Origin of the sequence: Citrobacter sp. Cf072 (assembly GCF_030334485.1) — a bacterium.
GTDB classification, from domain to species: Bacteria; Pseudomonadota; Gammaproteobacteria; order Enterobacterales; family Enterobacteriaceae; genus Citrobacter; species Citrobacter freundii.
Genome location: NZ_JAOWDX010000045.1, coordinates 886,969 through 913,049, shown reverse-complemented (window position 1 = coordinate 913,049; position 26,081 = coordinate 886,969). Strand labels below are relative to the sequence as shown.

General features: G+C 53.0%; 17 protein-coding genes. 4 read left to right on the top strand and 13 right to left on the bottom strand.

The window, feature by feature from the left end; translation table 11 throughout:
- Positions 1–52 precede the first annotated feature (52 nt).
- Positions 53–343, top strand: coding sequence for an integrase arm-type DNA-binding domain-containing protein (locus OGX66_RS24545; RefSeq protein ID WP_072143999.1), 291 nt, complete (start codon positions 53–55; stop codon positions 341–343).
- Here OGX66_RS24545 and OGX66_RS16645 read toward each other — a convergent pair.
- Entirely contained in the window at positions 241–1,041 is an 801-nt protein-coding gene (locus OGX66_RS16645; protein WP_057102101.1) for a hypothetical protein, read from the bottom strand. The genes OGX66_RS24545 and OGX66_RS16645 overlap by 103 nt on opposite strands.
- Positions 1,042–1,544: 503 nt before the next feature.
- Between OGX66_RS16645 and OGX66_RS16640 the strand changes: the two genes are divergently transcribed.
- A complete protein-coding gene (locus tag OGX66_RS16640; RefSeq protein ID WP_057102102.1) occupies positions 1,545–1,901 on the top strand; it encodes a KPN_00521 family repetitive protein in 357 nt (118 codons plus the stop codon).
- Positions 1,902–1,959: 58 nt separating this feature from the next.
- Here OGX66_RS16640 and OGX66_RS16635 read toward each other — a convergent pair whose 3' ends face one another.
- Both OGX66_RS16635 and OGX66_RS16630 read right to left on the bottom strand, forming a co-directional pair.
- Entirely contained in the window at positions 1,960–3,393 is a 1,434-nt protein-coding gene (locus OGX66_RS16635) for an EAL domain-containing protein (RefSeq protein WP_286511827.1), read from the bottom strand.
- Between the two features lie 117 nt (positions 3,394–3,510).
- Positions 3,511–10,449: an autotransporter outer membrane beta-barrel domain-containing protein gene (locus OGX66_RS16630; RefSeq protein WP_200009635.1), complete on the bottom strand. Its 6,939-nt coding sequence runs from the start codon at positions 10,447–10,449 to the stop codon at positions 3,511–3,513.
- A gap of 966 nt (positions 10,450–11,415) precedes the next feature.
- Here OGX66_RS16630 and OGX66_RS16625 point away from each other — a divergent pair.
- Together OGX66_RS16625 and OGX66_RS16620 are read left to right on the top strand one after the other, a co-directional pair.
- Positions 11,416–12,186, top strand: coding sequence for a winged helix-turn-helix domain-containing protein (locus OGX66_RS16625; RefSeq protein ID WP_057102104.1), 771 nt, complete (start codon positions 11,416–11,418; stop codon positions 12,184–12,186).
- Positions 12,176–12,688 (top strand): FidL-like protein, encoded by a 513-nt coding sequence (locus OGX66_RS16620; RefSeq protein WP_057102105.1) that lies wholly within the window; start codon positions 12,176–12,178, stop codon positions 12,686–12,688. Before OGX66_RS16625 ends, OGX66_RS16620 begins: the two co-directional genes overlap by 11 nt.
- 108 nt (positions 12,689–12,796) lie before the next feature.
- On the opposite strand, the gene iolB is transcribed toward OGX66_RS16620, so the two are convergent.
- From iolB to OGX66_RS16570, 10 genes are all read right to left on the bottom strand, one after another.
- The gene (gene iolB, locus OGX66_RS16615) at positions 12,797–13,615 is read right to left on the bottom strand and encodes a 5-deoxy-glucuronate isomerase (RefSeq protein ID WP_136346089.1); all 819 of its coding nucleotides are present in this window, start codon (positions 13,613–13,615) and stop codon (positions 12,797–12,799) included.
- Positions 13,616–13,624: 9 nt separating this feature from the next.
- Positions 13,625–14,515, bottom strand: a complete 891-nt coding sequence (gene iolE, locus OGX66_RS16610; protein ID WP_003845952.1) for a myo-inosose-2 dehydratase — start codon at positions 14,513–14,515, stop codon at positions 13,625–13,627.
- 14 nt (positions 14,516–14,529) lie between these two features.
- Positions 14,530–16,434, bottom strand: coding sequence for a bifunctional 5-dehydro-2-deoxygluconokinase/5-dehydro-2-deoxyphosphogluconate aldolase (locus tag OGX66_RS16605; protein WP_286511821.1), 1,905 nt, complete (start codon positions 16,432–16,434; stop codon positions 14,530–14,532).
- A gap of 12 nt (positions 16,435–16,446) precedes the next feature.
- The gene (locus tag OGX66_RS16600) at positions 16,447–17,580 is read right to left on the bottom strand and encodes a Gfo/Idh/MocA family protein (RefSeq protein WP_270923114.1); all 1,134 of its coding nucleotides are present in this window, start codon (positions 17,578–17,580) and stop codon (positions 16,447–16,449) included.
- Positions 17,581–17,588: 8 nt separating this feature from the next.
- On the bottom strand, positions 17,589–18,617 hold the full coding sequence (locus tag OGX66_RS16595) for an ABC transporter permease (protein WP_270921895.1): 1,029 nt from the start codon (positions 18,615–18,617) through the stop codon (positions 17,589–17,591).
- A gap of 11 nt (positions 18,618–18,628) precedes the next feature.
- Positions 18,629–20,176, bottom strand: a complete 1,548-nt coding sequence (locus OGX66_RS16590) for a sugar ABC transporter ATP-binding protein (RefSeq protein ID WP_057102108.1) — start codon at positions 20,174–20,176, stop codon at positions 18,629–18,631.
- A 51-nt stretch (positions 20,177–20,227) separates the two neighbouring features.
- Positions 20,228–21,157 carry a sugar ABC transporter substrate-binding protein gene (locus OGX66_RS16585; protein ID WP_032949851.1) on the bottom strand — a complete coding sequence of 310 codons (930 nt, stop codon included), beginning with the start codon at positions 21,155–21,157 and terminating at the stop codon, positions 20,228–20,230.
- Between the two features lie 38 nt (positions 21,158–21,195).
- The gene (gene iolG, locus OGX66_RS16580) at positions 21,196–22,182 is read right to left on the bottom strand and encodes an inositol 2-dehydrogenase (RefSeq protein WP_003845960.1); all 987 of its coding nucleotides are present in this window, start codon (positions 22,180–22,182) and stop codon (positions 21,196–21,198) included.
- A gap of 344 nt (positions 22,183–22,526) precedes the next feature.
- Entirely contained in the window at positions 22,527–24,452 is a 1,926-nt protein-coding gene (gene iolD / locus OGX66_RS16575; protein ID WP_275387959.1) for a 3D-(3,5/4)-trihydroxycyclohexane-1,2-dione acylhydrolase (decyclizing), read from the bottom strand.
- Between the two features lie 11 nt (positions 24,453–24,463).
- Positions 24,464–25,969, bottom strand: coding sequence for a CoA-acylating methylmalonate-semialdehyde dehydrogenase (locus OGX66_RS16570; RefSeq protein WP_270921898.1), 1,506 nt, complete (start codon positions 25,967–25,969; stop codon positions 24,464–24,466).
- Between the last annotated feature and the right edge of the window lie 112 nt (positions 25,970–26,081).

Genomic DNA, 26,081 nt, shown 5'->3' with positions numbered 1-26,081 from the left:
CCTCATAAAGCTTTATTGTTTTTGAGGTGCCTAAAACTATGGAAACCCGGCAATGGCAAGACAAACCAAACCTCTATCCGTTAAAGAAATCGAATCTGCTAAACCCAAGGAAGCGGACTACGTTCTCTATGATGGCGATGGCTTTGAGCTACTCATCAAATCCAGCGGGAGTAAAATCTGGCAGTTTCGCTACATTCGCCCTGTCACCAAGAAGCGCGCGAAGAAGACCGGAGTATGGATTTACCCCCTGTCAGAATACTCTTTCAGCATGTCAAGGACCGCCCAACGGGCTGCATCGTCTGCGATATTTTCAGGCAGCGCATCAGCTCGCAGATTTATGTAAGCGTCAACAGCCCTTCTGATGACCATGCTGACAGAGTCACGATCGTGCGTTGCCAATGTGGAAGTCAGCAGGCCGTCAGGATCAATGCCGTGGAATTCAATGCGGCGAACCCCACGTTGCGGAAGATTTACACGACGGTACAACATAGGTCCCAGCACTTGCTCGCGGAAGAATGCCAACATACCAATCGCTTCAAAAAGTTCGCCCCTTCCCAGCTTAACCACTGCATAATGCAGCCAGATCCAGGCTCGGGACTCAAACCACTCCGGCGTCTTGTTAGGCCAGTGAGCACTAAATTTTGCCAGTTGTCGCTCCAGAGCAGTGTTATCGCGGGTAAACAACACTGCTGGCTCCTCAACGCGTTGAGTGAGCATTTCCAGGGTGATAAATTTCAGGTCGACATGAAGGAGTTCGGGGCCATACAGGCATATAAGCAGGCGAGGCTCTCCCACATGTTCCCCGGTGAAAGCATGCAACAAATGGCCTAATGTTCCGGCGAGCACCTTACGCTGCGCCATGATTTCGTCATAGTAGAGAGGATCTACGACAACGATAAAATCGAGATCGGAGTATTTATCAAATCCGCCATGAATAATTGAGCCACCAGCGAGAAGGGAATGAATTCGCGAATCCGACTGGAATTTAAGCTTGAGTTGCTCTGCAAAACTTCTGTGTAAATCGGGTAACGTACTAAGCATACTTTTTCCTGTTCACAAAAACACAAAGCATTTCAGAATATCGAGTTGTTTAAATTATGGCCAGATATTTTTGCAGGAACAGTAATGTCTCTGGAGAGTTTACTCACTTAGCCGCATGTCCACTATTACTTGACCACGACAGTTCATAGGTCATTTTCTCCCCAAACAACCATGTTTCTGCCCGGATACCCCATCCTCAACCCCATCCGGAAATGAGCGGTTGTCATTTAAGCGGTATAATTCATTAACAATTACTGCACCAAATATATACCAGGCAGCATTGTGATGCAGACCATCATACTTAATAAAGGTAGCCTCTCGCTATTTAACCCAACATTAAACGTGGATTTGCCCCAGACCATAATAACCGTGTTGATAACTCGAAACTGCACGAGGTGGATAAATAGCGGTATCAGCACTTACAGTTTTTTCCTAAAGCCAGCGCTTCGTTTATCTGCCATGCTTAATCACGCTAATAACTTATAACGCTAAGCGAGGATATTATGAAAAAGACAATTATCGCATTATCTGCAATTCTGCTGGCTTCTCCCGTTATTGCCGCCACGACACACGCAACTGATAATGATGTAGCTGCCGCGCACGAAAACGCCAATACGGCAAAAGAAAAACTGCATCAGGCGCAGAATCAGGGCGAAGAGCAACAGTTAAAAGCCAAACATGCAGCTGAAGGTAAACAAGATGACCTGAGCAGCAAGGTAAGTGAAGGCTCACAAAAAGCCTGGAATACAACCAAAGAAGGTACTGAAAAAGGTTGGAATGCAACAAAAGAAGGTGCCGAGAAAGGCTGGAATAAAACCAAAGAAGGTGCTGCTTCCGTTGAGAAAAAAGTCAGCGAGTAATCTTCCAGCCATTTAATAATAAAAAACCGCGCGAGCGGTTTTTTATTATCAGCAATTCTTATAATAAATGCAGGAACGCATTAAAGGGTATTGGTTTGCTGAACAGATATCCCTGACCAAAGCTAACGTCCAACCGTCGTAGTCTCTCCATCTGTTCTTCACTTTCTATCCCTTCCGCCACCACTGGGATCCTGGCCAGTTCAGAAAGGTGAACAATGTTGCTGATAATGCTATCACTCACGCCACCTTTACCCAAGTAATCGATAAACATCTTATCTACTTTCAAAAACCGCGGCGAAATACGTTGCAGCGCTGCATAGTTAGAATATCCGGTCCCAAAGTCATCGAGTGCTAGCGCCGCTCCTGTCTCCTTCAAGCGCTTCAGCACGCTTTCACGGATCAGATTCTGCTGTCGCTCGGTGATTTCTACCATTACGTCAATATGAAACAAGTTCATCCGCTGAATAAAGGCGATAATGGCATCGGTAAATTCATTATCTTCCAGTGACAATGGCGGTACGTTAATACCAATGTGAAAAGGCATATCGCAATGCTCCCTGAAGCACCGCATATTAGCCTCTACCTGCGTTAAAATTTTCAGCGTCAGCGCATTGATCAACCCACTATGTTCAGCCGTGTGGATAAATTCGTTAGGGGGAATAATTCCCTGCTCCGGGTGATTCCAGCGAGCAAGGACTTCAGCCCCGACGATTTTTCCGGAAGCGAGTTCGACGACGGGCTGATAAAATGGAACAAATTCATCATTATTAATCGCACGCTGCAGTATTTTTATTGGCGAAATTCGCTGCACCCGGCGTAAATGGAAATATAACAGCAAAGACAGAAGAACAAATAAAATAAGAAGATAATGATTATCCCGCACATAATCCGCAATGCCATCCTGTGAATCCGTCACAATCCAGAAAGGATAGTTTTGCGAGGCCATCTGCACGAAAGGATGTTTGGCTGGATACAATAAAAAATGCACATCAATGTTTGCTTTACGGGAAAAGTCCATGAGGATTTTATCGATCGCCGCTTTATATACCGCAACCGCCACCACCTGCCCCTGAAACGGAAAATAGAGGATATACATCTCCGTCTTCAGTCGATAAATCTGTTCAATCATCAGTGAGTGCGTGGTCGTTCCCCTGGAAACAATCCCCGGCGATTCTCTGCCTTCGAGAGAAGAGCAGTTCCACTCACCGTTTCTGATGATGCTGACTGAACGAATCTTCTCGCCAGACGCCGTAAGAAGACGCAATTTTCGTAGCAGATCGTCGGTGCAATCTTCCTGAATATTTGCGCTGGCCAACACAGCCAAGGTATTTACGTCGTCAAATATCGTGTCGATTTCTTCGATCAGGCTATTTATCGCGTGTTCCCTGACAAGTTGTCCCTCTCTATCCCATTGCTGCCATGACGTCAGCACACCGGCCAGAAGAAAAAGCAACACCAGCATGATGGGTGTGATTTTCTTGGTTACAGACATGATTAACTCGTGTTGTTGAACAGAGCGCCCTGAAGGACGCTCTTCAGATATTATTTCAGCAGGAAATAACCAGACTGACATACGCCAGTCTGGCTGAACTTACCCGGCAGAATCAGCTTAGAAGTTCCATTTCACGCCTACCATCGCAGCGCTGTCGTTATAGCCTTTGTCGCCAGCCTGGACCCCGATGTTGCCCCACAGATTAAGACGCGGACTTACCTGTCCTTCCACACCCACTTTTACCTCGGCGATATTTTTCGCCCCGTCCTGACGAACATTCACGCCGTCCATGGTCGTACTGAAATCTCGTGAATTGTGCAGCCAGTTCAGCTCGGCAAACGGCTGGAATTCACGTTCTTTACCGTTATCCATCTGATGATGGCTCTTAATCCAGGTTTTCAGGCCCAGCCGGGTCTGCACATTGCCGTTACCATGGCTGGTGATACGGGTGCCGTTGCTTTCCCGATGGTCGTCCGCCTTCACGCCCATCCAGACCGCCTGCGCCTGAGGTTGTATGTACCATTCGTTCAGCGTTCCCTGACTGCCGCTAAATTCACCCATTTTCTGGGCATATCCCATTTCCAGCGAGGCGGTCACCCCTTTCGATTTATACGATTCGCCCTGCAGATCATCGCCTTTGACATTGTTATCAAACCAGCTGTACTGAGCCCAGCTGTCCAGCCAGGCGCCGTTATGCGATGCATCATTGGCATACCATGTGGCATAAACGCCGGTGCTGTAGCCATTGACTGAACCTCTGGAACGGTAACCCGTGCGTGACGATCGGGTGTTGCTGTGATCGTTCCCGTAGCCCGCCATCACGCCAAGGTGCCAGCGATCAAGTCCGTTCTGGCTCCATTGCGCAATGTCGCCCCCCAGCTGCAATACATAACGGTTGCTCTGGGTTTTCAGCTGGCCGCTGCCGTCACGCCAGTTGTTATGCCCGCCAACGTGGCGCATCCACATACTGGTGACTTTCTGCTCGCCGGTCAGGGCATCAATATACTGCGTTTCGCCCAGGCGATCGTACAAACGGGTGACGAACATGTTGTTGGCCGCCGCCAGGTTAGCCGTGTAGCTGCCGCCTTCCGGACGCAGATCTTTATCCGGATCCGGATCCGGTTTTGGTTCGGGATCCGGATTGGTTTTGCCGCTGGTCAGATACCAGTTGCCGCTGTTTTCATCCTGACCGCGCCCAAGGCTGTAGTCATATGCCCCCGCCACAATACGGCCGGCCTGGGTAAACTCACCGTCCGATGCGCCATCAACATGGATAACTTCGATCCCATCAATCGTGGCGGCCCCTTTCCCACCGGCGTTAGTGACGCTGACGGAGGTTGTGCCACTGGTATCGCCTTTCACCACCAGCTTATCCGTAACGGAATTGTCATCCCCCAGCGCGGTGTTCAAGGAAAGATGACCACCATTACCCGTGTAATTACCATTGACCACCAGTTGATTACCGGCCTGCTGACCATTCACACCGGTTGCGAGGGTACCGCTGTTAACCAGGTCGCCCCCCACCGTGAACAGGAGGTTATCACCGGTCCCGGTCCCCACCTGCAGCACACCGGCGTTATTCACATGACCTGCAACGCCCCCCGTGCCCGAGAGCATCCCCGCAGCCGCAATGTTGACTTCAGTACTGGCCAGCGTGACCGGAGATGTGCCGTCTCCCAGTACCAGGCCACCCTGCTCGATCTCCGTTTTCCCCGTCCAGGCGGCGTTGTCACCGACGGTAATGGAGCCGGCTCCCAGCTTGGTCACGTCGCCGCTACCATAAACGTCGTTATCAAGCTGCCAGTCGGTATTACTGTTCAGCACCAGTGAACCGCTGTTGCTCACCTCTGCGCTGCCCAGATTTTCTGCGCTGAACGCGGTAAGCCGGGAATCCGTATCCACAGCAAATTGCCCCGTAAAGGCGCTGTTGTTACCCACCAGCGCGACGTCGCTTTCGCTGAGTTCAACCCGTCCGGCATCGCTGATGCTGTTGTAAAGCGCGCCTGCCGCCTTGCTCATCGTCAGCGTTCCCGCCGCCACAATATCGCCGGTGCCAAGGCCCAGCGTGGTGTTCATCAGCACGCGCGCACCTTCTGCAATAGTCGTTTTTGCCGTCAGCGTACTGTTTTCACCGGTAATGGTCAGCGTATCGCCATTGATGTTTAGCGCGCCGCTTCCGGTCAATATTCCATCGGCTGTTCCGCCCTGCTCCAGAGTCAGGCTACCGCCATTGATGTTCAGCAGTGAGTCAGCCGCCGCCGTCAGCTTACCGACAGTCTGGCTATAACCGTTCATGTCAAAACCGGTCTCAGCGGCCAGACGCAGTTCACTGGTCTGTCCAAGAACATTATCGTTTTTCATCAGCAGGTTGCCGCTGCGTACATCGGTGATACCGGTGTAATCGTTATCCATATTCGACAGCGATACCGTCTGGCCTCTGGCACTGTCAAACGCCAGGTCGCCACTGCCGGTCACGCGGGCGCTGAGATCTGCGGCATTACCGGCTTTTCCGTTCGCATCCAGGACCAGTGCATTGTCTCCGGAGGCCAGCAGTTCGACCTGTGTCAGACCATAGCTAATGTACAACCCATCATCGTTTTCCCCTCCGGTAAGGCGATAATCATAGGTTCCGTTCGCAACAATCTCACCATTTTGGCTGATGCCAGCTTCAACCCCATCGCTGATGATATTGCCATTGCTATCGGTGAGCGTCAGATTGCCCGCACCACCGGAGACGGCAGTATCTGAGGTCGCCAGTTGAATCAGCGACTGCGCATCGTCCTGTTCAAGAAGTGACAGCGTGGTATCAGCCAGCGGACGATCGTTGGTAATCGTGCCGGTATCAACCTGCACGGTTCCGCGTCCGGAGAGATCCATCGCGCCAGCATGAATTGTTCCTTCGGCACTGCTCTGCCCCGGCGTCACACCGTCAAAGCTGACGGTACCGCCGTTAAACGCCAGGCCGCCGATATTCTGCTCACCGGACCCCACGTGGGTGACGTTCCCTTCACCTACATTTAATGTTGCCTGGCTCAGCGCCTGGGTATTTAATCCGGCCAGCTCAAAGGTGCTGTTCGTCAGCGCCAGCGTCCCCTTGAATCCATCAGCCGCATTGTTGTTGGTAAAATCAAACGCATTACCGCTGGCATCAACGGCGACCGTTCCCGTTCCCGCCAGATGGCTGTTAAAGGCCAGCGCAGCGTCAGAATTCAGCGACAAGGTGCTGGTCGCATCAATGTTGTAACCCGTACCGGTCGCATCGTTTTGGTTATCACCCAGCGCATAATCAACATTATTAACGGTAAATACTGAACCTGCGGTGAGATCGATATGCTCCATGCCGGTAATAGCATCGGCGCGATTGAGGATGTACTGTGCATTATTCAGCTGAAGTGTATCCTCCCCGTCACCCCCATTGAGGCTGGTAAACAGTGAGGTTTCTGTCTCTTTGACATCTTTCAGTACGTACAGATCGTTACCACTGCCCGTCTTGATGTCGGTTGCGGTACTGCCAAACTCCAGCGTAACGGTGTTATCACCGCTCATCAGGTTAACCTGACCAACAATGCTGGCGCCCGCCGCGTTAGTAAACGCAATACCTGCCCCTGAGAGCATTTCTACCGCTTTTTGCGACGCATCCAGCGCTTTAATAACGCCTTTATTGATAAACGTTTCCAGGGAACCGTTATCAGCATTCACCACCGCGTGACTGGTCGATTTCGACGTCAGCTCACCAGCCTGCTCAACATGTTTGGTCGTGCCACCAACAATCAACGCTTCACCACCGTTAGCGTCAAGCACGTTAACGCTGACGCCCGTTTTCAGGTCGGTTGACGCATTGGTGACGATTCCTTTCCCCGCAGCCTGCTCAACATTGATAACCAGATCGCGCGAGTCAGACATATCCAGCGTTTGATTCGTTTCGCTGCCATCGATATTTTCAAACAGGATCCCCGTACCGCTCCCCGTCACGTTAATCGTTCCGGAGTTGGTCTGCGCCAGGGATGCTCCGGTATGAATACCGATGCCATTCCCCACGCTGATAGTTGTATCTTTTAGCTGAATACCCGCAATGTTGGCGACGTTTTCAATGGCGCTTCCTTTACCCGTGCTGTCCATTGTGATGGTGGCTCCATCGACCAGCAGACCTTTCGCACCGGCGGCCAGCAAGATACCGTGCGCGTCTCCCGATGCTTTGGTTTCTCCCGAACCCGTCAGACTTAATGACGCATCATTGCCGACGAGATAGGCTGCGGTACCATCCGTCGCGCTAACCGTCGCATTGTTGTTCACAACGGAATCAGCGCCTTCAATACTGACCGCCACACCATTAACCTTGATGTCGCCGTCGTTATTCAACGTACCGCCGGAAACCAGCACGCCTGTGCTGCCCGCCTGATCAAAGTCGATGTTACCTTTATGATTGAGCGTACCGCCGTTACGAGCGATGTAGCCGAAAGCGCCATCCGCCGTATTGCTGGTATTCAACGTGGCGTAGCTGGTCAGGGTTGAGTTGCCTTTCTGACTCTCATCAACATTCCCGGACAAGTCATAATAATTACCATCAACGATCCCGGCAGTGGTGTCTTTACCGGAAAGTTTCACAATCACCGCGTCTTTGGTGATAACCCCATCCGCTCCGCCTTCAACCCGAATCCCGGTCGCACCGTCCCCGGTAATACTCAGCGATTGCGAGCCGGAATCAAAATGGCTCCCCGCCCCGGTCACCTGCAGAATTGTGCTGTTTGTGCCTGATGCCATCATTGTCGTACCAGACGACCCGCTGCCATCAAAAGTCGCGCCACCCTCTATGCGATATAACGTTGAGCCTTCAGTCGAGACGTCCTGCGTATTAGTCGAAGAAGCGTTAACTTTTGATCCTGCACCATAAACAAAATAGCCAATCTGGTTCTTGCCGCTGGTAAATGAGACGTTGCCCATATTGGTGATATCGATAACACCGCCGTCACGAACGTGCAGACCAATGGCGTTATCTGCGGCAAGGTTCACACTGCCACTCATCGTAAGCTGAGATCCTGCTCCTTCGACCCAAGCACCAATATTTTTTAACGTATTGTCCGTTGAACTGCCGTTGGTGATATTTATCGTGCCCGAGTGCAGCGCCTGGCTCCCTCCCTGCAGCTCAATGCCGCTGGCACTGTACCCATTGAGGTTAATCGTGCCGCTGTTTACCAGTCCTTTTGCACCGTTAATGCCCATCAGACCAATATTTTGCGCAGAGCCGGTGCCATTGATGTCAATAACGCCGTCCTGGGTAACGTTGATTGCACCAGGCGACGAACTGCCGTTGGCCTGAATGGCAACAGCATTCTCGACTTTTTCACCAATTGTGATGTTACCGGTGTTATTGATGGTCCCACTCTTCACAAACATACCAATGGCCGGAAGAGTGACCTGAACCTCGCTGGTCGCCTCATCTTTTACCGCTTGCGCGGTACGTCCGATGTAAATCGTGCCATTATTGGTAGCAACAGCATTACGCTGAACAAATACGCCGTAGGTATAGACGTTATCAGAAGATTTCGCAGGCTCACCCCCGGTGGCAATATTCATCACCCCGTTATTAATAAAGGTTGCCGTGTCATTCATCAGCACGCCATAGGCGTTATAGATATCCTGGTGCGAGGCGAGGTTGATAACGCCGTCGCTCTGTACCTTCGTTGTTCCGGTCGCAAGAATCCCGGTATGGGCACCAACCCACGCATTTTTCACATCACGACTGGTTCCCGCGTCAATAATCCCGTTGTTATTTACGATGCTATCACGCGCGGAAACGACATAATCACCACCGGATGCACCGGCGGCTGCCCCCAACGTACCGTTGTTATTAAGCGTGGCTCCGTCGGTCAGCTTCACTACGGAAGTATCGCTGAACACGGCCTGAATATTGGCATCAGCAGAAATATTGACGACAGAGCGCGCCCCGGACGCTTTAATAAAGCTGTTCACATCACGATTTGCAGCCTGCAACACCGCATCACCGTCCGGGATATTGGTGTCGAAATGGATGTTTTTCTGTTCTGTGGTATAGGCTTTATGCAGCTCAGTCTCGTAGTCCGCAGGGGAAAGCTGCCCAGCCTCTACGGCTTTCACCAAAGCATCATTGTAGTTTTTTAAATCATCAAGATTATTGACCGTATACTCGCCAAGCGAGCTGGAGAAGGTGCCGTTATAGGTTGCGGTGTCAAAGTTATAATCTTTACCGGCATTGTTCGCGACATTGCCAACGCTACCGCTTTGCACGATGGTTTTGGCGTTGTAATTCAGTACCGCGTCTTTTGTATCGCTGGCGCTGCTCTCAACGTTATAAACGCCAGAGACCTTCGTGATCGCATTGAAGATATTTGCCGGGTTTGATGCCCAGTCGCTTCCCGTTGAACCGACATTTACATCCAGCGTACCGCCTGATTTCACCGTCGCCAGCTTCATGTTCACATACTGCCCATCACCGACGCCGACCGCCAGATAAGTCGTCAGATCGCCAACGCTATTTGCAGCAAAATTATTGCTGTCATACACCTGAATTGTACGCGAAGCCCCAGTGATGGGGTCAACATATTGAATGCTATGGGTTCGGCCACCTAAAGTCGTCTGCGTCAGGTTTATATTTTCACTCCCTGATGAAATATATCCATTATCCATTGCCTGCTGAATCGTCATCGTTTTAAAACCCGATGCTCCTGAGGCAATGCTGCCATATCCTTTGGTACCATTGACAATATTCATAGTTTCATCGTCACCGACAACAAGTTGCCCTGCGCCATTAGCGTTAGTCGATGGTAAGTAATCCGGCAAGACGTAGTCGGCGGCAAAAGCATATATTGAATGCGTAGCCAGTACGGCACCTATTATGCTAAGCGCTATTTTTGAAATAGTGAATTTATGCGTTTTAGATTCAATACTACCTGAGCTATTGGTTTCTATAGAAGCACTGCAACGCTTTGCCAGCTCTGAAACAACTACAGCGCACGAGTGCGAAACACTCCATACTACTTTAAAAATCTTGTTCATCATTACCATTCCGAATAATTCCACGAATACCCGTCCTGGTAAAGTTCGTGGTCACATAGCATTATGGGATGCTCATAACTACCCAGCGGTCAGATAACTCTTCTCTGGAGATTTTCCCGCTGAAACATTGAGCAACTTGTACGTGACGAATGATATGTCCGCACCACCCAACAATCTATTTATACTGACAAAATCGTAATTTATAGATGATTTATCTAAATCAAAAACACATTATAGATTTAAATTTTATTCTCACTATATAAACACTCGACGAGCTGTTAAATAATTGCGAAAATAATGCAACAGAGAAAAACAATGTCAGACACAATAAATAAACATTTCGAATTAAATGAAACGCAATTTAATTTATTTCACACCTCGTAAAAAATATCAATCACCGCCTGTATTAAATAATGAAATTTATATAAGAGAATTCTTATTATGCGTTTTTATATAAAACATCACTCATTTGAGTTAGATAAATTACGCCTGCCAACAAATGATTTTGCAGTCAACCACAAAAAGAACAACCTTATGATAAGTGAGTTTCACGGCATCAGTACTCTAAGGCGTTAACGGTAATAATCAACTTCCTTTCTGATTATTGTTTAAGCCTCTTGATACCATACAATTTTTCGATTATTTTACTTAAGTAATTTTTCGTTCGCTCATTATAAAAATTGTCATTTACTAACGTCACCGACAACTTTTAAATCAACTGGTGCCCCCAATTTCGGCGTTTTAAACCTGCGAGAGATAATAATGGTCTATCTAAAAATAGTTGCACTCTTATAATTTCATCAGAATGAGGCAGGTACTTATACTTAAAATGAATGATTTCATGGTTTTTTATGCCGGGAGCGTCCTTTACGATGCAAAAATGAAACGCACCTTTCCCTGCATCAGCCCTGTGACATCCCACGATCCTGTAGTGAAGACGAAATGCCACTATGGTTTATAATTAGGTAATACTCTGTTAATGATGAAAAAATGAAATATCTAATTAACAATGAAGTTACATTCAGAACTGATGATGGCGTTTTGGCGAATCTGAGTTCGTCGGACAACTCCCTCACCCTGTCTATTACAGCAAACAGGATCTTCACCTATCTCCTCGAGCAGGAAGGAAAAGTGGTCTCGAGAGAAGAGATGTTCACGAATGTTTGGGACAAAAATGGTCTGCAGGCCTCCAATAATTCGTTAAGCCAGTATATTTCTTTGATTCGTAAGGGATTACAGGAGCTAGGCTGTGAACATGAGATTATTCAAACCGTGCCACGGGTCGGCTTTTTCATCGCTGAAGGGCTGGTAGCCACCATTGAGGAACCGCCTTCAGTTACCGTGACTTCCCTTGCCCCTTCTAAAGCCGCGCCCTCCCTGTCTAAACGCGTAAAAATGACGTTGTTGGCAGCCGGGGGCATCTCATTACTTATGCTCCTTTACCCAGTCAACTCATTGTTTAACAGCAGTAAAAACAACCTTCCCGATGTACAGCTGTTTAAACTGGGCAATATCGATCTCTGTCCGGTGTATACCGTTTTTGAAAGCTCGCCAGAAATAGCGACCGCGAAGCTTGAAAAAGCGCAAAAAATGGCTGATTTACACCTGAAGTGTCTGGCTGGCGCATTGTTTATTTTTCAGCCTGACGATCTGTACGTTTACGGCGAAAAAGGCCGCGTATTTTTATCCCGCTGTACTTTCAATAATGCAGAAAAAACAAAGTTTGCTGGATGCAAGGATCTTTATATCCATGAATACTAAATATAAAACTAAGATATTGCTTGCCGGAGCCGCCATTCTGGTCGCCGTCAGTGCTTTGTTAAGCGCGAATGGAATCGCCCTCATTTCCGTCAATCAGGGAATAAGCGTGCACTGCGTTTCAACCCTCTCATTACCCGAACTGCCTGGAGGCGGGAAATACGACGGTAGCCTGATGCTCCAGTTGCAAAAAGATAACACCGGCGTTCTTGATTTCTCAGGCATTATTACCACTACTCCACCAGCAGACAATCGCCCAGGACAACGGCTTATCCTGCAACGCTCCGTCAGTTTTAATTATCGAATAGAAGATAAGGGCGTGGTGTTTCTGGAAGACATGAAGATGAGTAAACACAGTCTGGATAACGTGTCAGATGAGATGTTTACCCATAATATCTACGATCCGTTCACGCCCGGGAAGCGCGCGCAAATATATAAAATGAATAATGCCTATCTGTTAGGCAATACCTTTTCGCCCACAAACGTCTGCGTCAGTAAATTGTAGGAATGAGCCGCCATTCAGCATCATTTCCCCCGCCACAGTCTGTTTCTACAGTTAAATCAGAGCAGGGCCACGGCAACGCGCAGGCCCTGATTCCATACGCTTTCCCCCTTATTTATCAACCGGATAATCCCGATTAATCCACGCGTGATCGTCTTCCCAGGTAAACATCCATTTGCGAACCGGCCCCGCCATCACGTTAAGGTAGTAGCTGTCATATCCTGCCAGGGTTGCCACCGGGTGATACCCTTTTGGCACCATCACCACATCGCGGTTATAGACAGCCATACACTCGTCAAGCGACCGGTCATCAGTGTATACCCGCTGCAGACAGAATCCCTGCGGCGGGTTGAGGCGATGGTAGTAAGTCTCTTCCAGATAGGTCTCCTGCGGCGGATTGTCGGTATCATGCTTGTGACTTGGCCAGGAACTGGTACAGCCTTCGTTGGTCCACACTTCCACCACCAGCAGGCTATCAGCAGGTTTATCTTCCGGTAAAATGTTATGCACATAACGCTGGTTGTGACCTTTGCCGCGCGCTTCCCCGTCGATATCCTTAGGTGCAATCAGCCGTGTTGGGTGTGTGCCTTTCCCCGGCGCAGCGCAGACCGCCAGCTCCAGTCTGGTCACCGCCTGAACCTGTATGGTTTCACCAGCGGTGACATAGACCGCCCACGGTTTTATCCGTTCGAACGGGCTCATCCGCTCGCCGATATCAGTAAAGGTTGCACCCGGCGTGGTGACGGTCGCGCGTCCGGCGACCAATACCAGACAACGTTCTTCGCTGACGGCGGGCAGCGTAAGCTGCTGCCCCTCTTCCAGTTCATACGCTTTAAAGCCAACATATTCCCAACCGGCGCTTTCCGGCGTCACTGACTGCGTACGCCCCTGCGCGTCCGGCTGCTGCCAACGTGATAATAAACGTGACATATCACCTCCTCAGATAAGACCAGCGTCACGCGCCAGACGGCTAAGGTTGTTATAGCCCAGACGCGCATACGTCAGCGGATGCGCGATGGCCGGATCCTGCTCCGCCTCCACGACTAACCACCCCTGATACTGGTTCGCCTTCAGCAAGGCCATGATCGGCGGATAGTCAACGCAGCCATCGCCCGGCACGGTAAAGACCCCACTCAGTACCGCATCGAGAAAGCTGGTTTTGCGATTTTTGACATCCGCCAGCACGTCGGCACGCACGTCTTTACAGTGAACATGGTTGATACGCGATGCCCAGCGCTGCGCCACCGCCAGCGGATCGGCTCCGGCGAAGGTCAAGTGTCCCGTGTCGAGCAGCAATCCAACTTCATCACCGGTATTCGTCATCAGATTACCCACATCTTCAGCAGATTCAATCACCGTTCCCATGTGGTGGTGATAGGCAATCTGTACCCCCTGCTGTTGGGTGTAGCGCGCAAACTCGGTAAGCTTTTCACCGTATTCTTGCCAGCGCTCTTGCGGGAAGCGCGGACGCAGATGTACCGGCGTCTGCTGCTCGCCGTGAATGCAGCCACTGACTTCGGCAAAGACCAGCACCTTGGCCCCCAACTCGCGCAGTAACGTCAGATGTGACTGCACGGCGGCAATCTCCTCCTCCACGCTGCGTTCCAGCAGACGTCCAGAGTACCAGCCGGAAACCAGTTGCAGGTCGTGACGCTGCAAAATGGGGCCGAGCAGACGCGCCTCGCGCGGGAATTTATTACCCAGTTCGAAACCAGCAAATCCGGCCTCTTTACCCTCGCTCAGACAAGTATCAAGCGACGTCTCAGCGCCCAGTGAAGGAAGATCATCATTCGTCCATGTCAGTGGATTAATACCTAATTGTACCGTCATTATCTTCTCCTGAATTATGCTTGTCCGCGCTCGCGCCACCAGGCGATAAGCTGCAGGTAGTTATCTTTAATGCGCGCCACCAGTTGCGCATCGTCAATATCGTGTTTCAACCACGCGCGGGAAGCGTCGCCAAACAGCGTGCGTCCCACGGCAAATCCTTTCACCACCGCATGACCCGCAGCCGCTTTGAAATCCGCGCGCAGTTGCTCTGCCGGTGCGTCCAGACCAAGAATCACCACGCCACGGCAGTGCGGATCGCGCCGTTCGATAATGTCACTCAACGCCGTCCAGCCAGCAGAAGTCAGCGGTGGGAGTTTCCACCAGTCGGGGTAAATCCCTAAGTTGTAGAAGCGGGAAATAGCGCGCAAATACAGTTCATCACTGCGCGGCATACTGGCCGGCAAAATCACCTCCAGCAGCAGCTCATGACCAGACTGGCAACAGGCGCGGTACACCTCGGCGATTTTCTGTTCTTGCTCCAGACGCAACGCGTGGGCATCTTCCGGATGGAAAAAAACCAGACACTTCACCACATGTTCCTGCGACCAACTGATGAGCTGCGAGCCAATATTGCCGTGTTCCATCTCCAGCGGGCGAGATCCCGGCAGTTCGATAGGGCGACCTATCCACCAGCCCTCTCCGGTTATCGAATTCAGCGCATCCTGACCAAACGTACCGTCGCAAAGCAGCCCGGCCTTGCCCTCCAGCCCGGCGCTGTTGGCCGCTTCACGGCTGGCCTGCAAAATAAGCTGTTTCAATGCCGGAATACGCTTCAAAGACGCGCCGCACTGTAGCGCCATCTCTTCAAGCTGACTGCGGTGATCGAAAGCCATCACGCACAGTTCCGGCCATTCGCGGCGACGGGTGGTGACGCGGTGCAGATGGTTTAGACGCGGGTCAAGATCCGGACGCGGAACCTCCGCAGCACGAGAAAGATAATCATCTAGCTCAACTTTGCTCGGCATCGCCGGCGCACAGCCGTGACGAGATACCACCAGCGCACCGCAGGCATTAGCATAGCGGCACGCCTGCTCCCATCCCTCATCGTTGAGGTAGCCGCGCAGCAGGCCGGACATAAACGCATCCCCCGCCCCCAACACGTTCAGCACCTCCACGCGTACGCCTGTCACCGTCAGGCCATCGTCCAGCCGGGCCGGGATCGCGTCGGTATACACCGAGCTACCGAGCGCACCGCGCTTGCAGACCAGCGTCGCGTTACTCACGCCGCGAACCTGCGACAGCGCCTGCAGCGTATCGGTACTGCCGCCCGCGATATGAAACTCCTCCTCGGTGCCGACAATCACATCAAAAAGATGCAACACCTCCTGCAATTGACGGGTGACCTGATCGGCGGCGATAAAACGTGTTTCGCCGTCGCCTAAGGATGTAAGCCCCCACAGCACCGGGCGATAGTCGATATCCAGCGCCGTGCGCACGCCGTGACGCCGGGCGTAGGCGAGCGCCGTCAACACCGCCTCGCGGGTTTGCGGATGAGAAAGATGCGTCCCGGTGATGGCAAGACAACGAGCAGAAGCGATGTACTGTTCATCAACATCGCTGGCGGTAATCGCCATATCCGCGCAGTTATCACGGTAAAAAATCAGTGGGAAGGTGTCCCGGTCTTTAATGCCGAGTAGCACCAGCGCTGTCAGGCGGTCTTTATCGGTAATCAGATGGCTGGTATCGCAGCCTACCTGATTTAATTCTTCACGCAGGAAACGCCCCATATGTTCGTCGCCAACCCGCGCCAGCATTGATGAACGCAGTCCCTGTCGCGCCGTTCCGTAGGCCACGTTGCCGGACGATCCGCCAAGATATTTGGCAAAGCTCGACACATCTTCCAGGCGTGCGCCAATCTGCTGACTGTAGAGGTCAACCGCCACGCGGCCCATGCATATCACATCAAACTGCTTTTCCACGTTGATACCTCTTCAGACAATATCGTTCACATTCAGCCAGCGGCCTTCCAGGTGCGAGAGTGCGATAGCGTCAAGCACACGCGACACCTTCCAGCCCTCTTCGAAGTCCGGCCACATCGGCGCATCGGCGGCAATGCCGTCCACCAGGTCGCGCACTTCCACAGTTTTCTGGTCGTTAAAACCGATACCATGCCCGGCTCCCATGCAAAACGCGCCGTAGTCCGGATGCACCGGACCAACCAGTAAAGTGCGAAACCCCTGGCGGTTGACCGGATCGTCATGCAAATAGAGCTTCAGCTCAGCCATGCGCTCCTGGGTAAAACTGATGGTTCCTTTGGTCCCGGTAATCACATACGACAACCCCATCTTGCGGCCACAGGCGACGCGGGAGGTTTCAATCACCCCTTGCGCACCGCCTGCAAAGCGCACCATTGCGTGGGCCTGATCTTCGTTCTCTACCGTCACCATTTGCGAGGAACCGACTTGCGCCGGACGCTGTGGCACCACGATCTTCAGGTCGCCGCAGACCTGATGAATATCGCCAACCAGGTACTGCGCCATATTGACGATATGCGCCGCCAGATCGCCAAGTGCCCCCAGCCCCGCCGTTTCTTTAAAACAGTGCCAGTGGATCGGCGCAAGCGGATCGGCCATGTAGTCTTCGTTGTGGGTGCCGTAGAAATGGATCACCTCGCCAATTTCGCCGCGCTCAATGATCTCTTTCGCCAGCTGCGCCGTTGGGTTCTTCATATAGTTGAACCCCACCAGGGTTTTCACTCCTGCCCGCTGTGCGGCCTCAACCATTTCACGCGCGTCGTGGGCGTTCAGCGCCAACGGTTTTTCCGAGTACACATGCTTGCCATGGCGAATCGCTTCCAGCGCCATCTCTTTATGCAGATGGTTGGGAGAGCAAATATCCACGACATCAATGGCCGGGTCGGCCACCAGCGCACGCCAGTCTCCGGTTGAGCGATTGAAGCCAAACGCCTGCGCCCGCTCTGCCGCCAGTTCCGGCGTGACTTCCGCCACCATCTCGCGCACCAGTTTGCCGCGCAGGTTAAACACCGTCGGGGCCTGGGCATAGGCGATAGCATGCGCCTTGCCGATATACCCGGTGCCAATCAATCCAATACGAACCTCTTTCATCATGATCCTCACAGTGCGCCGCGACGGCTCTTGGCGTAGGTATCGAACGCCACCGCCAGAACGATAATTAAGCCGGTAATAATTTGTTGGTAGTAAGCCGAGACGTTCATCAGCACCAGACCGTTAATCAGGATGCCCATGATGATCGAGCCGATAATGGTGCCGCCGATGCGTCCGTAGCCCCCCATCAGCGACGTGCCGCCAATGACCACCGAAGCGATGACGCGCAGCTCAAAAGAGATCCCGGCGACCGCTTCCGCACTGCCTAAACGCGCACTGAGGATGAAGCCCGCCAGCCCCGCCAGACAGCCAATCAGCACGTAGACGCTCACCAGCACGCGCTTCACGTTGACCCCTGCCAGACGCGCCGCCTCCGGGTTGCCGCCGATGGCGTATACGAAGCGCCCCCAGCGGGTTTTATGCAGTGCCAGGTAACCGCCAATGGCGACCAGAGCAAAGATCCAGATTGGAATCGAAATGCCGAGCAGCTCGCCGCGTCCCCACCAGCGGTATCCCGCGTCGAAACCGGCAATCGGCGCGCCGTCGTTGATCACCAGCGTCAGGCCGCGCCAGATGGTCATCCCGCCGAGGGTGACGATAAACGGCGGCAGACGCAGGCGGGTCACGCCGAGGCCATGCAGAAAACCAATCGCGGTGCCCATCGCCATACAGATACCAAGACCAATCAGCCAGCTCATGCCGCCCCAGGCGTTCGGATCGACTGTGGTGAAGTTGTCGCCCTTGATCACATACGCGGCGGTCATAGCGCAGACCGCCAGGATAGAGCCCACCGACAGATCGATGCCGGCAGTCAGAATGACAAACGTCATCCCCACCGCCATGATCCCGTAGATGGAGACTTCGGTCAGAATGTTGAAAATGTTGCGTTCAGAAAGAAAATTGCTGTTCTGCAACTGAAAGAAAATCAGCAGCAGGATCATAAAAATCAGCACCCCAAAGCGCTCAAAAAAGGCAATGGGATCAAGACGTCCACCGCATTTGGCTGGAACCTGCGTTTTAGAAATAATCTGCGTCATGAGTCACTCCGTTATGCCGCATTCAGGGCGTTATGGTTGATGGCCATCATCGTCATTAGCCGCTCTTCGTTGGCGTCATCGCCGTGGATCTCGCCAGTCACCCGGCCTTCACTCAACGTGATGATCCGATCGGAAACCGCCATGACTTCCGGCAGATCGGAGGAGATCACAATCACCGCCACGCCCTTTTTCGCCATATCAAACAGCACCTGATGGACTTCTGATTTGGTGCCAACATCGATGCCGCGCGTCGGTTCATCCACAATCAACACCCGAGGGTTAAGCGCCATGCAGCGCGCGAGGATCACTTTTTGCTGGTTTCCGCCGGAGAGCTTGCGCACCTCCTGCGCACTGTTGACCATTTTGATCTGCAGCGCCTGGCGGTAAGACTCAATCAGGGCATCTTCTTTGCGGGTATTCACAAACCAGCGCCAGTGCAGCAGTGACGACAGGCTGGAGAGCGACAGGTTGTCGCGGATCGACAGCCCCAACACTGCACCCTCTTTTTTACGATCTTCCGGTACCAGCGCCAGCCCCTGATCCAGCGCAAACAGCGGATCGCGCGGCTGATACGGCACGCCATCAAGTTCAAAGCTGCCGGAGGTAAAACCGTCGGCGCCAAACAGGCAGCGGGCCACTTCGGTGCGCCCGGCACCCACCAGTCCGGCAATACCTAATACTTCGCCAGCATGCACGTGGAAGCTAATGTCGTGCAGCGCGATGCCATGCGGATCCAGCGGCGGTTTTTCGCGGTTAAGCCCCTTCACCGCCAGACGCACAGGTTTATCTTCATGGTGAGTTTCGCTGGCCGGGCGGCGATTAAAGGCCACATCGCGCCCCACCATCAGGCGGATCAGCTGTTCTACGGTGGTCTGTGCAACCGCGCCATTCCCGGTGAATCGTCCATCCTGAAAAACGGTGAACTGGTCGCAGAGTTGAAAAACTTCATGCAGGCGATGGGTGACGTAGATAATGCTCACGCCACGCCCTTTAAGTTCCCGCACCACCCGGTGCAGACTTTCTACTTCGCTGTCGCTCAGCGCGGCGGAAGGTTCGTCCATGATGATCAGCTTCGCGTTCAACGTCAGCGCCCGCGCAATTTCCACCATTTGCTGCTGCGCCACGCTCAGTCGGGCCACGGCCGTGGTTGGCGCAACGTTCAGTTGCAGGTAATCCAGAATCACCTGCGCCTCCTGATTTACCGCCTTTTCGTCCACAATCAGATTGCGTTTACGCGGTTCGCGTCCGAGGAACATATTCTCGGCGACGGTCATATTGGGCAGCAGATTAAATTCCTGATAAATCGTGATAATGCCCTTGTTCTGCCGCTCAACCGGAGAGTCTTCTACCGGCAATGTTTCGCCGTTGAACCAAATATCCCCGCGTGTTTGCGGCTGTGCGCCCGCCAGCGCTTTCAGCAGGGTCGATTTTCCGGCACCGTTCTCACCTAACAGCGCATGAATTTCGCCTGCTCCGACAGTCAGTTGTGCGCTGCTCAGCGCCCAAACGCCGGAAAAGCTTTTCGCCAGGTCGGTCACTTTCAGTAAGGGTTGCGACATCGGTCTGCTCCTCCTTTAGAGTGAGCCGCCGTAACGGCGGCTCCGGACATATCAGTTACCGGCCTCACCGATACGCTCAGCCTGCTGCAAATTTTCTTTAGTGATAAGCGTTGGCGGGTAGTCAGCCCCGGTGATCGCAGTCTTCTCACGGACGTTATTCACCAACTGGCTCATGGCCGTTTTCACCGCAAAGCCAGGACGTTGATCCGCCGTCACTGCCAGCCAACCGTCGCGCACACGCGCCAGTGCTTCCGGCACGGCATCGAATCCCGTGACCAGAACTTCACCCGGCTTCAGTCCTTGCCCCTGTAACGCTTCAATCGCGCCCAGCGCCATATCGTCGTTAGCGGAGAGGATCACCTGTGGGCGTTTCGGCAGCGAAGGCAGCACGCTTTCAACAATGCGCATCCCTTCAGAACGCATCCAGTTACCCGTCTGATCGGCAACGATCTTGTACTTTTCACCGCCCGCCTTCAGGCTGTCGCGAATACCTTTAGTACGTTCAATGTTGGAGGAGGAGCCTGGCTGGCCGGTCAGCAGAATAATGTCTGCCCCGTCTGGGAATTTGGTTTTGACAAAGTCGCCAATCGCCTGGCCGCCTTTGTAGTTGTTCGCGCCGAAGTGCGGCACTTTTTTCTGGCTGTCAACGGAGCGGTCGAGCGTGACCACGGGCAGTTTCGCATCCTGAATTTCATCTACCGCGCTGGATACCGCGTTGACATCGTTCGGTGAAACAATAAAGCCCTGTGCGCCACGAGTTATGGCGTTTTCAAGGTCAGCGACCTGTTTTGGCGAGCTACCCTGCCCGTCCAGGACCTGTAAATTCACGCCCATCTCTTTTGCGGCTTTCACCGCCGTGCGCTGCATGTGAACTTCAAATGGCATCGCCAGGTTTGGCGTACTGAAAACAATTTGCTCGTTTTCAGCAATGGCTGCCCCGGATGTCATGGCGATGAGGACAGCTAAGATCAGTTTTTTCATTATTATGTCTCTCTGTGTAGGGTAGGTTGTGGTGACAATCAGAGGAGAACTTCACGCTGGCTATGCAGTGACTCCAGCGCTTTATCCGCCAGATACAGCGCACGCTCGCCATCGTCCCCGCTGCAATCAGGGACCGCTTCGCCGCGCAGTACCGCAACAAAGTGTTCCCATTCCGCGGCATAGGCCGATTTATAACGCTGCAGGAAGAAGTGTTCAGGTAACGCGCTGGTGCAGCCCTGTTTGCCGTAATGCTGCACCTGGTTTTCGAGAATATTGCCCGCGCACAGCAGCCCTTCAGAGCCGTGCAGCTCAAGGCGCTGATCGTATCCGTAAGAAGAACGGCGGCTGTTGACGATGGTCGCCATCGCGCCGGAGGCATATTTCAGTACGATGAACGCGGTGTCGATATCGCCCGCTTCGCCAATCGCCGGATCCACCAGATTGCTGCCCTGGGCATACACCGAAACCGGCTCTTCGCCCATGATAAAGCGCGCCATATCAAAATCGTGGATGGTCATATCGCGGAACATACCGCCGGACACACGCACATATTCCGCAGGCGGCGGCGACGGATCGCGGGAGATGATCAGCAGCGATTCCGGTTTACCGATACGCCCGGCCAGTGCGTCAGTTTTCACGCGGCGAAACTGCGGATCGAAGCGGCGGTTGAAACCGATAAACAACGGTACGTCGTACTCTTTGACCACTTTCAGGCAGTCGCGTACACGGGCCAGATCCAGGTGGACCGGTTTTTCACAGAAGATGGCTTTGCCGTGGCGTGCGGCCATTTCAATCAGATCCGCGTGGGTATCGGTCGCGGAGGCAATCAGCACGGCGTGAACGTTAGGGTCCGTCATCGCCTCATCCAGGCTTTGCAAACGAGCCTGGTACTGTGTGGCAAGACGAGTGGCAAATTCCTGATTCGGGTCGACGACCGACCAGAGGGTAGTAGCACTGTGACTGGCAATGTTAGCTGCATGTACCTGGCCAATTCGGCCAGCGCCCAGTAAAGCAATGTTAAACATAACGGCTCCCGGTGTTGGTGAATGCGATGAACTAACGACCCTTTAAATAAAACATTTATTTCATTTTTATAAATAGTGAAAATTATGTTTTTGGGTGCAAGTTAACACTTTTGAGATGATCGAGATAAAATTTGTTATCAATATCACAACATAAAGACAGGAAAGATGAAGAAATTGGCCCTCCTTCCGTTCAGGAAGGAGGTGATGGATGAAGAGAAAGGAAAAATGAAATGAAAATTTCGTTGTCGCAGGTTGCCGGATGACGACGCTAACGCCTTATCCGGCCAGGAGGTAGAATCCGCTGTAGGCCGGATAAGCGCAGCGCCATCCGGCATTAATCGCTTTTAGTACTGACGTGCGTTTTTCACCTGCTCAAACGTCTGCTCAGCCGCTTTTCGCACCGACGGAGAGTCTGCCACCTGCGCATCGCCAGTACGCCACCAGGAGGCATAGTCGTGGGTCATGGTTTTCGGCAGAACTTTGATATCCAGCAGCACAGGCCCTGAATGCACACGGGAGGCTTCCAGCGCCGCCAGCAGACTTTGCTCGTCATGTACGCGCCATGCCCGACAGCCGTAGCTTTCCGCGTTTTTGGCAAAATCGACCTTCACCAACGGTCCATCTAACCGTCCGGTTTGCGGGTTGCGGTGGCGGTTTTCCGTACCGAAACTCCCCATCCCATGCCCCATCTGCAGGTTGTTAATGCACCCGAAGCTGGCGTTATCAAACAACAGGATAGTGACTTTTATCCCCTCCTGAACTGCGGTTTGTAGCTCGGAATGCAGCATCATGTATGAGCCATCCCCCACCATGGCATAAACCGGCTGCCGTGGCTTCGCCAGCCTGGCTCCAATAGCAGCCGCAATTTCATAGCCCATACAGGAGTAGCCGTATTCCAGGTGATAGCTGTCCGGGGTTTTGACCTGCCAGATACGCTGTAAATCGCCAGGCAGCGATCCAGCGGCCCCCACGACGATAGCGTTATCTTCAATGTGCTGATTGATAAGTCCCAGCACCTTCGTCTGGGTCAACCGGGTGTTTAGCGTGTCGCCATATTCCGCCAGCTGAGCGTCAAGATGCCCTGCCACTTCGGGTTCGTCGTCGGGACGCCAGTCGCGATCCCATAAACGTTGGCACTCATCGCGCCAGGCCTCTTGCGCCTGCGTGACCTCCTTCCCCCAACCGCTGCGGTAGTCTTTCAGCGTTTCAGTTAACGCCGTCAGCCCGGTACGGGCGTCGGCGATAAGCGCGGTGGCATCAAGCTTCAGCGCGTCAAACTCCGCCACATTCAGCAGCAGGAACTCAACCTCCGGATGAGAAAACAGCGCTTTCGAACCGGTGGTAAAGTCGGTGAGGCGCGTACCGATGCCGATCACCAGATCGGCTTGCGGTGCGAGCTGATTCGCTGCCATCCCTCCAGTTACCCCAATGCCTCCGAGGTTAAGTGGGTGGTCACTAACCAGTGCGCCTTTTCCGGCCTGAGTTTCGGCAAACGGCAGTTGCAGCGTTTCAACAAACGTACGAAACGCCTCATGCGCGCCGGAATATCGTACCCCGCCGCCGCATACCACCAGCGGACGGCGTTTGCGGGCAATCAGCGCTCGCGCCATCGCCAGACGCTGTAGGTCGGGCGGTCGACGTTCAATCATATGAACGCGGCGCGCAAAGAAACTCTGTGGATAGTCCCAGGCTTCTCCCTGTACATCCTGTGGCAGGCAGATGGTCACCGCACCAGTATCTGCGGGGTCAGTAAGCGTTCGCATCGCGTTTAGCATCGCACTCATTAACTGCTCCGGGCGGTTAATCCGGTCCCAGTAACGCGAGACCGGGCGGAAGCAGTCGTTGGTGCTGATGCCAAGGTCATGGTATTGCTCAATTTGCTGCAATACCGGGTCCGGCTGACGGCTGGCGTAGACATCGCCTGGCAACAGCAATAGAGGAATACGGTTCGCCGTCGCGGTTGCCGCTGCGGTCACCATGTTTGCAGCTCCCGGCCCAACCGATGACGTCACGGCAAAAATACGCTGGCGCCGATGCTGTTTGGCGAATCCGGTCGCCATGTGCGCAATTCCCTGCTCATTACATCCCTGCATCACCTGCAAATGACCGGGATCCTGCTCCAGCGCCTGGCCAATGCCAAGCACATTACCGTGACCAAAGATGGTGGCGACCCCCTCGACAAAGGGCGTTTCCACGCCATCGACACAGATATATTGTTGATTAAGGAATTTGACCAGCGCCTGAGCCATGGTCATACGTTCGGTTTGCATAAACCCTCCTGTCAGCCCAGCGTTGGCATGGAGAACGCTGCCCCTGTGTCCTGCAGCATCTCCGGCCAGCGTGCGGTGACGGTTTTCATCCGGGTATAGAAGCGCACGCCATCATTGCCGTGAACATTGAGCGCACCAAAAATGGACCGCTTCCAGCCGCCAAAACTGTGGAACGCCATCGGCACCGGAATAGGCACGTTAACGCCCACCATGCCCGCCTGCACCTCTTCGCAGAAGCGACGCGCACAGCCGCCATCACGTGTGAAAATTGCCGTGCCGTTACCATATTCATGACGGTTAATCAGTTCCACCGCGCTGCTGTAATCTGCTACGCGCACCACAGAAAGCACCGGTCCAAAAATCTCTTCTTTATAAATGGTCATCTCCGGCGTGACGTTATCAAACAGGGTCGGCCCAACAAAATAACCCTGCTCATGGCCTTTAACGCTAAAACGTCGACCATCCACGCGCAGACTGGCTCCTTGAGATTCCCCACTGTCGATATACCCGAGCACTTTATTCCGATGTAACGAGGAGATAAGCGGTCCCATTTCGTTTTCCGGTGTCTGATCAAGCCCCGGCCCGACACGCAGCGCCGCAATCTGTTTTTCCAGTCTCGAGCACAGCTCATCTGCCGTTTTATCACCCACCGCCAGCACGACAGAAAGCGCCATGCAGCGTTCACCCGCCGCGCCGTAAGCGGCCCCCATAATGGCGTTGGTCGCCATATCCATGTCGGCATCCGGCATTAAAATGCAGTGATTTTTAGCACCACCTAACGCCTGGCAACGCTTACCGTGGACTGACGCTGTCTGATAAATGTATTCCGCAATCGGCGTAGAGCCGACAAAGCTCACGGCTTGCACGCGCGGGTCAGTCAGCAGCACGTCGACGGACTCTTTATCTCCCTGTACGACGTTGAACACGCCGTCCGGTAGGCCCGCCTCTTGCAGCAGTTTCGCCAGAGCCAGGGCGAGAGAAGGATCTTTTTCCGAGGGTTTCAGCACAAAGGTATTCCCGGTTGCCAGCGCGATGGGGAACATCCACATCGGTACCATTGCCGGAAAGTTAAACGGCGTGATCCCGACGCAAACCCCGAGAGGTTGCATCAGCGAATGGCTATCGACGCCGGTGCCTACGTTGGCTGAGTGTTCACCCTTTTGCAGATGTGGGATGCCGCAGGCAAACTCCACCACTTCCAGGCCACGGGTCAGCTCACCAACTGCGTCAGAGAACACCTTGCCATGCTCTTCGCTGATGATGCGAGCCAGCCTCTCCATGTTTTCTTCCAACAGCGCCTTAAAGCGGAACATCACTCGCGCACGTTTTAACGGAGAATGGCGCGCCCACCCGGGGAATGCGTCGTGCGCTGCCGCAATGGCCAGCTCGGTTTCCTGTGTCGTACTCATCACCACCTGGCGGATCTGCTCGCCGGTGGCCGGGTTGAAGATTGCCTGAACGCGCTGGCCTGAACCGGTGACACATTCGCCGTGGATAAAATTCGCTACTGTCTCCATCCTTAACCTCTCGCTGTTGATACGTGACTGTTACCTGAACACTGTTATCTGTGTACTATATATGAAACAAACATTCCATTTTAAGTTGAAATAAAATAAATAATGATTAATG